The 11879-nt window shown below is 63.6% G+C and carries 12 protein-coding genes; 6 read left to right on the forward strand and 6 right to left on the reverse strand.

What is annotated here, in order from left to right; genetic code table 11:
* Positions 1 to 81: 81 nt before the first annotated feature.
* The 3 genes from ACFQ6Y_RS14240 to ACFQ6Y_RS14250 are packed head-to-tail and all read left to right on the forward strand — an operon-like array spanning position 82 to position 2331.
* Positions 82 to 720, forward strand: coding sequence for a hypothetical protein (locus tag ACFQ6Y_RS14240; RefSeq protein ID WP_378633576.1), 639 nt, complete (start codon positions 82 to 84; stop codon positions 718 to 720).
* Positions 721 to 751: 31 nt separating this feature from the next.
* Positions 752 to 1666, forward strand: a complete 915-nt coding sequence (pheA, locus tag ACFQ6Y_RS14245) for a prephenate dehydratase (RefSeq protein ID WP_378540852.1) — start codon at positions 752 to 754, stop codon at positions 1664 to 1666.
* Entirely contained in the window at positions 1663 to 2331 is a 669-nt protein-coding gene (locus ACFQ6Y_RS14250; protein ID WP_378633579.1) for a histidine phosphatase family protein, read from the forward strand. The genes pheA and ACFQ6Y_RS14250 overlap by 4 nt, the downstream gene beginning before the upstream one ends.
* A 9-nt stretch (positions 2332 to 2340) precedes the next feature.
* Here the strand turns inward: ACFQ6Y_RS14250 and ACFQ6Y_RS14255 are convergent, their stop codons facing one another.
* From ACFQ6Y_RS14255 to ACFQ6Y_RS14280, 6 genes are all read right to left on the reverse strand, one after another.
* Positions 2341 to 4443, reverse strand: coding sequence for an acyltransferase family protein (locus ACFQ6Y_RS14255; protein WP_378633583.1), 2103 nt, complete (start codon positions 4441 to 4443; stop codon positions 2341 to 2343).
* Between the two features lie 40 nt (positions 4444 to 4483).
* Positions 4484 to 5299 carry an ESX secretion-associated protein EspG gene (locus ACFQ6Y_RS14260; RefSeq protein ID WP_378633587.1) on the reverse strand — a complete coding sequence of 272 codons (816 nt, stop codon included), beginning with the start codon at positions 5297 to 5299 and terminating at the stop codon, positions 4484 to 4486.
* 2 nt (positions 5300 to 5301) lie between these two features.
* A complete protein-coding gene (locus tag ACFQ6Y_RS14265; protein ID WP_378633592.1) occupies positions 5302 to 6531 on the reverse strand; it encodes a PPE domain-containing protein in 1230 nt (409 codons plus the stop codon).
* Positions 6532 to 6613: 82 nt separating this feature from the next.
* Positions 6614 to 6913 carry a PE family protein gene (locus ACFQ6Y_RS14270; protein WP_378633596.1) on the reverse strand — a complete coding sequence of 100 codons (300 nt, stop codon included), beginning with the start codon at positions 6911 to 6913 and terminating at the stop codon, positions 6614 to 6616.
* A gap of 133 nt (positions 6914 to 7046) precedes the next feature.
* Positions 7047 to 7397 (reverse strand): metallopeptidase family protein, encoded by a 351-nt coding sequence (locus ACFQ6Y_RS14275; protein ID WP_007736028.1) that lies wholly within the window; start codon positions 7395 to 7397, stop codon positions 7047 to 7049.
* A 3-nt stretch (positions 7398 to 7400) separates the two neighbouring features.
* Positions 7401 to 8507 (reverse strand): septum formation family protein, encoded by a 1107-nt coding sequence (locus ACFQ6Y_RS14280; protein ID WP_378633599.1) that lies wholly within the window; start codon positions 8505 to 8507, stop codon positions 7401 to 7403.
* A 70-nt stretch (positions 8508 to 8577) separates the two neighbouring features.
* On the opposite strand from ACFQ6Y_RS14280, the gene ACFQ6Y_RS14285 reads away from it, so the two are divergent.
* The 3 genes from ACFQ6Y_RS14285 to ACFQ6Y_RS14295 form a co-directional block, all read left to right on the forward strand.
* Positions 8578 to 8973, forward strand: a complete 396-nt coding sequence (locus ACFQ6Y_RS14285; protein WP_230816040.1) for an ankyrin repeat domain-containing protein — start codon at positions 8578 to 8580, stop codon at positions 8971 to 8973.
* Positions 8974 to 9038: 65 nt separating this feature from the next.
* Positions 9039 to 10292, forward strand: a complete 1254-nt coding sequence (gene serS / locus ACFQ6Y_RS14290; RefSeq protein WP_007736032.1) for a serine--tRNA ligase — start codon at positions 9039 to 9041, stop codon at positions 10290 to 10292.
* 363 nt (positions 10293 to 10655) lie between these two features.
* The coding region (locus ACFQ6Y_RS14295; RefSeq protein WP_378633602.1) for an Ig-like domain-containing protein at positions 10656 to 11879 on the forward strand (1224 nt) is incomplete at its 3' end.

Genomic DNA, 11879 nt, shown 5'->3' on the forward strand with positions numbered 1-11879 from the left:
TAAGGTGCTCCGGTGTGAATCGCAAGACTTTTACGCAACTCGCGTGGAATCCGTCGACTTCGCCGGGGTTACGGTTTGTCCGTGGCCATTCCTCTCTCACTCGGGCTGCCCGCCCCGAGAAACTCGCGCGGACTCCTCGAAGCACTCTTTCTCCCGGTCGTTCCGGCGTCCGCCCTGATCGGCGCCGAAGCCGCGGGCCGGGTGGTCGTCCGTCTCGACATCGATCCCGAGAAACTACGTGCGGACACCGGTGCGTCGTACGAGGCCGTGCGTTTCGACCTCGACGTCACCACCGACCAGATCGACGACGCGATCGCGCTGCGCCTGCCCGCTCCGCTCGCGGTGTACGTCGACGGCGGTGAAGAGGAACTGACGCCTGCCGAAGCGGCACTGCGACTGTGCGAAGGTGGCCGGATTCCCGGACTCGCCGCCGGTCGTACGCCCACCGAAGTGGCCGATTTCCTGGCGGTACTCGCGCACGAGTCCGTCGGTTTCGTCGCCCGCGCCGCCGACGCCGACGAGGTGATCGCCCTGCTGTGTGGCACCGTCGCCGCACTGCGCGGCGATGACGTTCGCGCCGCGATAGTCGATCCGAAGCCGGAAAAACTCACTGCTCTGATCCCGGAAGCCGCGTCCGCGATGCGCGAGGTGCTGCTCACGATCGAGGTTGCGGATCCGCAGGCGGTGGAAACCGCTCTGCGTGCCGCGGGTTTGCAGTGACCGGCGCGGGTCGGTGCGTAATCTCGTAGGCGTGCCAAGAATCGCGTATTTCGGTCCGTCGGGAACCTTCACGGAGATAGCTCTCGCCCAGTTGGAGGCTGAGGGCGCGTTCGGCGAAACCGTCGAGCGAGTACCGGCAGGAAGTCCGCCGGCGACGCTCGACATGGTTCGCGAGGGTTCGGTCGACGGGGCCGTGGTTCCCTTCGAGAACTCGGTGGAAGGCGGCGTAGCGCCGACGCTCGATTCGCTGGCCCTCGGTTCGCCGCTGCAGATCGTGGCCGAAACCGATCTGGACGTGAGCTTCTCCATCCTGGTTCGGGCCGGGACTACCGCAGATCAGGTCCGCACGATCGGGGCCTACCCACATGCGGGCGCACAGGTCCGCGGATGGATCGCCGAGAACCTTCCACAAGCCGAGGTAGTGCTGGCCTCGTCCAATGCCGGTGCGGCCCTGGATGTGCAGGCCGGAACCGTTGACGCCGGTGTGTCCACGGCGCTGGCCGGTCAGATGCTCGAACTCGACAGCCTCGCGGACAACGTCGCCGATGTGGGCGGTGCCCGCACACGCTTCGTGCTGGTCACCAAGCCGGCCCCGGTTCCGCCGCGGACCGGTGCCGATCGCACCGCGCTGGTGCTTCACCTCGACAACGCTCCGGGCTCCCTGGTACGTGCACTCTCCGAATTCGCAGCTCGCGGTATCGATCTGACTCGGATCGAATCGCGGCCGATGCGAACGGAATTGGGTACTTATCGCTTCTTCGTGGACTGCGTCGGGCACATCGAGGACTCGTTGGTGGCCGAAGCGATGCGTGCACTGCATCGCAAATCCGGAGTCCGCTTCCTCGGATCGTGGGCAACAGCGAATTCGACCGGGCCACAACCACCTTCGGACGAAGAAGCAATCAACTGGATCGACGAGCTCAAGCGGGGAGAGGGAGAACGATGACCGGAAGGCTCATCCTCGTTCGGCACGGTCAGACGGAGGCGAATGTCGCCAAGCGTCTCGACACCGCCTTGCCTGGAGCAAAACTCACGCCGGCAGGGTTGGCGCAGGCCGAAACGTTGGGCATCGGCCTCGCTTCGGCCCCGCCCCTCGCACTTGTGTCGTCGTTGGCGTTGCGTGCACGGCAGACAGCAGGTTTCGTGGAGCAGGCGGCGGGCGTCTCCCTGGATGTGCGGGACGGACTGCACGAGGTGCAGGCCGGGGATCTCGAGGATCGCACCGACGAAGCCGCGCACCGACTGTTCATGGAGACGTTCCATCACTGGCACACCGGGAACCTCGGCGCCCGCATTCCCGGCGGCGAAACGGGATACGACGTGCTGGAACGGTACGTCCCCGTGGTCAACGCGTTGCGGGAAGAATTTCTCGAAGGCTCACGCGACGGCGGAGACATCGTCGTGGTCAGTCATGGTGCGGCGATCCGTCTTGTCGCCGCCCAACTTGCCGGTGTCCCCGGTCTGTTCGCCGCCAACAACCACCTGGCCAACACCGAGACCGTCGAACTGTTGCCCTCGGCCGACGGAAGCTGGGAGTGCCTGCGCTGGGGAGCTGTGAATCCGCCGTTCGAGCATCGGCTCATCCCCGGTGCCGACGACGTGATGGGCTGACCGCCTGCTTCACCACCAGCCGGTCTGGACGCTCAGTTGGCGCCCGAGTTCGGCGGACAGGGTGCTCACGTAACTGGCGGTCAGGTGGTGGGAATCGTGATACACCAACACATTTCCCTCCACGACGCGGCACAACTCCGGTCCGCACACGCCGTCGCTGAGGTCGAGTAGCCGGACGTTGGTCAGATCGACAATTGCCGACGGTGCCGGATTGACGTCGCTGAGCATCTCCGACCGTGGCATCGCGCAGTGATCGGGTGAGGTGGTGGTCGCCAGGCAGTCGATCGCGCGGTAGGCGACGCCGTCGTGATGCAACCACGGGGTGTCGCGAATGGCGAGCACGTCGATACCGTCGCGCCCCAGTTCCTCCCACACGTGCACGTACGACTCCGGCGTCACGTCGCCGGGACCGTCGGAACTCGGCCTGGTTGCCGTCGTGAACACGAAATCGGGTGAGGCGTCGGCCAACTCGGTCAGCACTCCACGCGACCAGTCGACGCAATCCGGATAATCGTTGTCCGACAACGTCTGCATGGAGTCGATCGTGAGCGGGCAGCCCATCTTCAGATACGTGTCGACGCGGAACCCGTGGCTCTTGCCGAGTTCGTCGAGCGCAGTGAGCCAGTGTTCGGAGTGCGAACCGCCCGCGAGAGCGATGGTTCTGTCGGCGTCGGCGTCGCCGTAGGTGCAGTGGACGACGTCCCGCTCGAGAAAATCGGCGATACAACCGTCGAGCGTGCTGGCCGGAAGGTCCAGCGGCGCATCGAAGATCGAGGGAACCATCGACGCCTTGGGTACATCGGCACCGTCCGTGAGTGCGAGTGCGCCGGGATGGGTAGGGAGGTCGAGGGTGTCGACCGCCCGTTGGCCCGTCGTCTGGCTGCTCGCGTACGACTGCCAAGCGACCGAAGCTGCGAGGACCACGGCAGCGGTGATGACACAAGCCAGAACGGTCAATCGGCGCGAGCGGCCTCCGCGCTCCACCGGAACCTCGACCAGGCGCCGGAGTGCGAGCGCCCCGGCGACGGAGAGGGCGATGATCAGTGCCCCGCCGAGCAGGCCGGCTTCGGGACGTCCGGTGATCACGAGCGCAAACACCAGGATGGGCCAGTGAATCAGGTACAGCGCGAACGCGAACGAGCCGAGCCACGTCAGAGCCGGATGGGCGAGTGTCTGCGACGTCCAGGGTGCGTCGTCGCCGACTCCGGACAGGATCAGCGCAAGAGTTGCCAGCACCGGCACCAGCGCCCACGGGCCGGGGAACTGCGCCGCGCCGTCGAGAACGACGCCGCACAACAGGATCGACGAAAGACCCGCCCAACCGATCGTTGCCCGGATCGAGAACGGCAACGACGCGATCTGCCGACTGCGCGTGCTGGTCATCAGAACCGCGAGCAGACCTCCGAGAGCCAATTCCCACAACCTGGCACCGGAGTCGTAGTACGCCCAAGCTTGATGGCGTGACGATTTGGCGAGCGCGTAGAGGAAAGATCCGGCGGCCAGAACGAAGAGGGTGACCGCGAGCGAGGGTCGAAAGTAGTTCGGATTCACGCGCGCAGCCAGGTAGGCGATCACCGAGACGAGTGCAATGGCCAGGAGATAGAACTGACCTTGCACGGCCATCGACCAGAGATGCTGCAGGGGAGTGACCGAACCATCGGCGGCCAGGTAATCGCTTGCGGTGCTGGCGAGCTGCCAGTTCTGGAAGAAGCCGAGCACCGCGATCAGTTGATCACCCAGATCTGCCCAGCGCGTCCGCGGCAACAGCAGCGCGGTCCCGATCGCAGTCAAGACGCTGACCACCGCGATCAGAGGGAACAGCCGCAGAAACACTCGCCGCAGTGCTGGGAGCGGGTTCGACGAGCCCCCGGCTTCGGCGCGTCGAACCAGTGAGCCGACGAAGAAGTACCCGGACAGAACCAGGAAGACATCCACCCCGCCCGATACCCGTCCGAACCACACGTGGAACACGACCACCAAACCGATGGCAAGGCCACGCAGGCCGTTCAGATCTTGTCGGTGAGGTGTTGTTGCCCGTTCTTCGGTCGGCCGATCGATCGTGCCGACCGAGCCTTGTTCGCCCGGTGACGACGGTTGACGCGAGAACTGCATGCTGAAGTAAGGCTCCGGGCGTTGAAGGGACGCCCCGAGGTTACCCGGAAGTGTCCGGCGTCGATTCCTCGAGTTCGGTTACCAGCGCGTTCACGGCTTGCCGAAGGCGGTGGGGTGTTCCGGAACTGATGGATGTCCATTCGGTGCCGTCGGCAGCCCGAGTGGTCGAACCCACGAGCCGGCCGGCCAAGGTGTCGTACACCGTCACTGCGCCGGTCATGAGCGTCGTCGCTCCCAAACTGTGTGGTATTCCGACCAATTCGGCGAAAGCGGTACAGGTGACGATTGCGCTACCCAGTTGGTGCGCTTCGTCTTCGGGTATCCCGGCGTTGATCAAGGCAGAGGTCACGCTGTCGGCATCCGGGCCGGCGCCGAAGGCCAGGCTCAGCATTTCGGTCGGTGCGTTGATCACGGCGATCGGCATTGCTTCGGCGCTGCCGAGCGCGGTGACCACGGGTACGGCCGGTTCGGACGTGACACTGCGTAGCGCAAACGAAGATTCGGTTGATGTTGCTTCGACACAAAGGAATTCGCCCTGCGCGATGCAGAGGCGTGAAATGCTTCCGCCGGCATGCCGACGCAGCGCCAACTCCCACTTGGGGTGAGTCAGGACGCGCAGGCGGGCACTGAGCTCGTGATGGATCTCCCCACCCGGGAGGAGATCGCGCTCGGAGAGTGAATCCGCCGCGGACTGCATCGCTGTATGGTGAGCGCTTGCACTGCCGTGGACCGACGCGCCACCGAGAACCACGGGAAGCGCATCGAGACCGAGTCGCTCACGTACATAGTCGATTTCGTCCTGTGACACCGTGACGACCGGCAAATTCCAGCCGTCAGGTGAGGTGCCGAGATCCACCGTCAACGCTCTGCGGTTTCAAGCGCTCCACCGATCACCGAAGGGATGACCGTCCGGCCGTCGGCGAAGTGTTCGAAGTGCTTGAGATAATCGGGTGTCTCGTGCTCGGTCTCGTCTTCCGCTTGGGCGGCATGACGGCCGCCGGCGATCGGCGCAGATCCGCCCGCGGTTCGGGCGGGATCCACTCTGACGGTATCCGCGGTGCCCTGAACCGGCGAGGTCACGGGGTTCTGGCGTGCGGCGCTCTGGCCGGTGGAGGGATCGGGAAGAGCGTGCCGGCCGATGCTGACGCTCGACGACGAGCCTGCACTTGTTCCGACTCCGGTAGTCGCGGATGCTGCGCTGACCTGTGCCGGTGCCCGGCCTGCCGACGGGGAACCGAACAGTGACGGTGCGGAAGCGCTCAGCCCTGCGCCGCCGAGTCGTGCTCCTGCCGTCGCGAGAGCTGATACGGCACTGGTGGCGCCCGTGACTGCGGTGGTGGTGGCGCTGGCTGCGGTGGCAACTCCACCGGAGATGGCACCGGCCTGCGAGGCAGCGGCGGCAAATACCGGGCTGGAAACTACAGATGCGACAGCAGCGGTTGCGGCGCGCACAGGATCCGCGATTACGTCAGCGAGCGTGGATGCCGCGTGCACGACGGACTGTCGAGCGGCGCTGCCTGGGCTTTCGGCCGAAGCGGAAGCCCCAGCTGTGGGTTCCGCGATGGACGGTGGTGAGTCGAAGTTCTGCTGCACGGCCAGATGGGCCGTTGCGGCGTCGTACGTTTCCATCGTCACCGCCGCTCGAATCTTGAGAGCTTCTTCGGCAGCCTCGGCTGCAGCGGCCCCGCCTACCAGCGCCCCGCCGATGGAGTACGCGGCGACCTTGGCCGCTTGAACCGCTGCAATCTCGGGCAGGGACGGCATGGCGAGCGTGGCAACCGTGTACGAGCCGGACTGCACCTGGGCCTTACCTGCAGTTTCTCCCGCGAGCAGCGCGGCCGCACCAGCCCATTCCTGGAACGGTGCGAACTTGCTCAACGCGGCATCGGCTGCTTCTCCTGACCACCCGGTGCGAAGGTCCGCCATCACGCGAGAGATGGACGCAGCGGTGGCGGTAAGTCCGGACGAAACGGTGGACCAAGCACCGGCCGCCACACCGAGAGGGACCGGCCCGGCCCCGGCGACCAGTGCTGCAGAGTTGGGTGCTGCGCCCCGCGGATACCAGATGACGCCCGTGATGCCGACCATTGTTCTTCCCCCCAGGAAGTGTGACTGTGTTGCCGAGTTCGAAGTTGTCGAGTTCGAAGTTGCCGAGTTCGATCGCTGTCGATCAGATCGGTGCGGCCGCCAGGCTGGTCTTGGTGAGCTGGTCTTCGAGCTCGTAGGCAGCTGCATTCTTGCGCAGAGCAGCCGCAGCCGCGGTGAGCTCCTCGATTGCCCGATCGGTGGACGAGGCAAGGCTGCCCGAGATGGTGTTGAAGTAATGTGCCGCGCTACCGGAGACTTCGTCGGACCCGGCCGGAAGGACGCGCAGCGTCGGCTGCGCAGTGGAGACGATTCCGCGCAAGCGCGTCGCCGCAGACTCGAGTTCTATTGCGGCGGCAACTAGGGCTTGAGGATCGACGTACATAGTGCCGAACTCCTTCCTGACCAGGGCGGATAAGTGGTCGGGAGGTCGTGCACACAGCCGTCGAAATCCCCCGCACCTAGTTTGATGCATGCCGGTCGCTTTTGGTTCCCCCCAAAATCGGACGACTTTGCCCCTATCCCCAGCCGAGTTCGTGCAACCTGTCCTCTTCGATGCCGAAGTAATGCGCGATCTCGTGGATGACGGTCACCGCAACCTCGTGAACTACCTCGTCCTCGGATGCACAGATATCGAGGATCGAATCGCGGAAAATGGTGACCGTGTCCGGCAGGTACCCGCCGTAATGAGAATCCCGCTCGGTCAGAGCGACGCCCTGATACAAACCGAGCAGCCCCGGTTCTTCCTCGTCACGTGCTTCGACCAGCACCACGACATTGTCGATGGCCTTCGCAAGTTCTGGCGGAATCAGATCCAGTGCCTCGCCGACCAGTTCCTCGAACCGGTCGGGCGTCATAGTCACCGTCATGGCTTACGACGGCGGAGCTGCGCCGGGCAACGGCGTCGGCAACGACCGACCTTCCGGTGCAGCGGGTGGCGGAACCGGAGCGGCACCGTTGATCAGGATCTCGCCCTTGGCGCTTCCGGTGATCGCGGCAAACCCGCCGGTTTCGACCTCTTTGCCGATCGAACAATTGACTCGGCGGCTACCGGCCAACCAGCTTTCCAGTGAAATGTTGTCCCAGAACAGCGTCAGCGTCTTGTCGCGAAGTGCGTCTGCGGAACCCAGGTACTCGTTGGATGCCTGAGTACAGACGCCTTCGAGATAGCGGTCCTGATCTTCCACCGACGGCATCGCGCCGGGGAACTGAGTGCCGAGGTCGATCACCGAAATAACCTCGTATGCATGCGGTTTCGCACAATCGACCGGATCGGTCGGGAGGTTCTGGTTGATGCCGATGCACGTGCCGACGTCCCACACGTTCGATTGGTCCTGGTCCGCCACGCGGCCCACGAACGGTTGTAGTTCGCCGGTCGTCGTCGAGAACTGCAAGCCGCAACGCAGTGCGCGCTCGCCCGAGGCCCAACCGGATTCGCTCGGGAACATCAGGCCGACGCTGAACTTGCCCTTGGGATCGAATTTCGAACCGAGGTAGGACATGACGATGGGTGTGCAGTGCTCGTCGCGTAGTTCGGCGAATCGAAGGGCGCCCGGGTACCGGGAACCGGGGCCGAACTCGGCGCCGGGGAACACCGACAGATCGAGTGGACCGGCAACTTCGAAGCGGTGCTCACTTCCGCACTGAACCTTCGACATGTCCGTGCGGTCCCCACCCGACTCGGTCGCAGGCGTCCAGTTGAGGCAGTCGCCGGCGGCAGCCGCGGTGAAAGCGTCGTCGCGAGCAGAGCCCGTCGCTGCTGGACCGCCGCCACTGACACTGACCGAGGACGAGTCGTCCTTGTTCAATCCACCGGAAATCGCGATCGTTGCGATCGCGGCGACCACCGCTCCCACCGCGACGGCAGCCAGGACCCGGCGGGTGCGACTCGCGGAGACAGTTTTCTTCGCCGGCGCCCCCTGGGGATCTGCCGGATCTGGCGACTTCTCGATCTTGTCTTCGGACATCGATTCCATCATGCCTGTTGCCGTGGCGATATCGAACCTTCACTACAAAACTCACAATCGCGTCTGTGAGTATTTTGTAGTCATGAGCGAAAACACCCCACTCGATCCCGAGGCTGTCGAGCTGGCGGGCCGGCTCTTCGACATGGCACGAACCGGCGATGCAGCCGGGCTGGCGTCGTACGTCGATGCCGGAGTTCCCGTCAATCTGACCAACGAGAGCGGCGACACGCTCGTCATGTTGGCCGCGTATCACGGTCACGCTGACGCCGTCGTTGCCTTGATCGATCGCGGCGCCGACGTCAACCGACCCAACGACAAGAATCAGACACCACTCGCCGGAGCCGTCTTCAAGGGCGAGGATGCGGTGGTGAAAGCGCTGGTGAACGGTGGAGCCGACCCGAAAGGCGGACACCCGACTGCCGTCGACGCGGCTCGGATGTTCGGACGCGAGGATTACCTGAGTCTGCTCGAATCGTGATCTCCCCCTCTTCGACGTGGACGTGAGCGTCGGCGAGCTGCGGTGAGTGGGTAAAGTTCGAAGTCGTGATTGACCTCAAGTTTCTCCGTGAGAACCCCGAAATCGTCCGCGAGTCGCAGCGCACCCGTGGAGAAGATCCAGGACTGGTCGATGCTCTGCTCGAAGCCGACGCGTCCCGACGCGCTGCCGTCCTGACCGGAGACAACCTCCGCGCAGAGCAGAAGGCCTTCGGCAAGAAGGTCGGACAGGCATCTCCGGAGGAGCGTCCGGCGCTGCTCGAGGGTTCCAAGGAACTGGCGGCAAAGGTCAAGGAAGCCGAGGCCGCGCAGCACGAGGCGCAGGCCGCACTCGACGCCGCACACCGCGCGATTTCCAACGTCGTACAGGAAGGTGCGCCGGCCGGTGGCGAGGACGATTACATCGTGCTCGAACACGTCGGTGAGATTCCGAAGTTCGACTTCGAGCCGAAGGATCACCTCGAACTGGGTGAGTCGCTCGGCCTGATCGACATGGAACGCGGCGCCAAGGTCTCGGGTTCGCGCTTCTACTTCATGACCGGCTACGGAGCCATGCTCCAGCTCGGACTGCTGCAGTTGGCCGCGCAGAAGGCGATCGCCAACGGCTTCACGATGATGATTCCGCCTGTACTCGTACGCCCGGAAATCATGGCCGGTACCGGCTTCCTCGGCGCTCACTCGGACGAGATCTACCACCTGCAGGATGACGACCTGTACCTCGTCGGAACTTCCGAGGTGCCGATGGCCGGCTACCACTCGGGCGAGATCCTCGAACTGAACGAAGGCCCGAAGCGCTACGCCGGTTGGTCCTCGTGCTTCCGCCGCGAGGCCGGCAGCTACGGCAAGGACACCCGCGGCATCATCCGTGTCCATCAGTTCGACAAGGTCGAGATGTTCACGTACTGCCGTCCCGAGGATGCCGACGCCGAACACCAGCGTCTTCTCGGCTGGGAGCGAGACATGTTGGCCGCCATCGACGTTCCGTACCGCGTGATCGACGTCGCCGGCGGAGATCTAGGTTCTTCGGCCGCGCGTAAGTTCGACTGCGAAGCGTGGGTTCCGACGCAGGGCACCTACCGCGAGCTGACATCGACGTCCAACTGCACGACGTTCCAGGCCCGTCGCCTCGGAGTTCGGTACCGCGACGAGAACGGCAAGCCGCAGACGGCCGCCACCCTCAACGGCACCTTGGCTACGACGCGCTGGATCGTGTCGATTCTCGAGAACCATCAGCAGGCCGACGGCTCGGTGCGAGTGCCCGAGGCATTGGTGCCGTTTGTCGGCACGGATGTGCTTCGCTGACACGCTGAACCAACACAACCAGGGCCGCGACGGACTCCGTCGCGGCCCTTTTCGTACTTTCGTACTGGTAGGTTTGGAACTTTTTCCGAACTGACGAAATATCAGCTTTTTCCCGCCGAATGGCGCGGTGACCACCAAAAGCGTTGTCGATGGGCCGCTTTGGCGATAGTTTTGCGTTCAATCGAGTTTCCATACCCTGCTTTTCCATCCCGCGTCTGGTGATACGAGGGTGAGTCCGGGGTGAATTGGACAAGTGTCTTGCCAAAAGTAGTACACGTACTAGTTTTTTCGTTATGTTGTGACGGCGCGCACACGTTTTGTCCGAATCCACTGCTCATGTTTGCCCTTCCGAAGGAAGTGCCCATGCCCCAAATCTCTCAGTTGCGGCGATTCGCCGTGCCCATAACCGGAACCGCCATGGTCGCCGGAATGCTGCTGGTCGGCACGCCCGCGTCAGCGGCGCCTGTTACGACGACCTTTCAGACTGCGTGTCAGGCGAAGTCCGTGCTCACCGTCGATAAGATGACGACAAGCTCCGTTACAGTTGATGCTCCCGAAACAGTTTCTCCCGGAGAAACATTCACCTTCCGGATGCAGACAAATGCATCCTCTTACCCAAACTCTGATTCAGGTGCGACGACGACGAACCTGTCGCGCTTGAAGAACGACTTCACGCTACCGAGCAACGCGACCTTCGTCAGCGCGACAATCGTCGCGGGGACTTCGTTCAACCTCGATGGTGTTGCGCCCAGTGTTATTCGAATCAGTGATGCGGGTGTCGAGGACGCAAACGGTCCTTACCTGCGAATTTCAGGTAGTAATCAGGTGGTTGGGAATGGTGCTGCCAACAGCACCAACAGCGAGGGTGGCATCCGAGCTCCCAAAACCAAGAAGAACTTGGACGGCAGCACAAACAGCAACGGCGACAGTTGGTTCAGGTTGCCTGCGATAGACGTGACTATGGTCGCAGGCGCATCGGGCGTAATTCAACCGACCATTCGAACGGCGGGCACTGCCGCCAATTACGGCGATGACAAGAATTTCAATACTCAGCTCGCCCGCGCCAGTTTCCTTGGTGGCACGCAATGGGCGCCGACCAGGTGCAGTCCGCGCGATGCAAAGGGAAATGCGAACCTGAACGCGGGCGCAGGCCCGTTGGCCACCATCACTGTCAATTCGGTACCAGTGGATGTGGAGACGACGACGTCATTGTCGGTTCCGGCTACGGCGGTCACGGGTACTGCGGTTGATCTGACGGCCACGGTTGCTCCTTCTACTGCTGTGGGTTCGGTGCAGTTCAAGTCGAACGGCACGGCGATCGGTTCTCCGGTGACGGTGACTGGCGGTGTTGCGACATTGAGCCATGCGTTCGATATTGCTGGCGCGCAGAGTGTTACGGCTGACTTCACTGCTGGCGCTGGGTTTGTGAGTTCGTCGGCGTCTGGTCAGACGGTGACGGTCTCTGATCCGGCTCCGGTGGATGTGGAGACCACGACGTCATTGTCGGTTCCGGCTACGGCGGTCACGGGTACTGCGGTTGATCTGACGGCCACGGTTGCTCCTTCTACTGCTGTGGGTTCGGTGCAG

The organism is Rhodococcus sp. NPDC056516 (assembly GCF_042794655.1).
Classification (GTDB): domain Bacteria; phylum Actinomycetota; class Actinomycetes; order Mycobacteriales; family Mycobacteriaceae; genus Rhodococcus_F.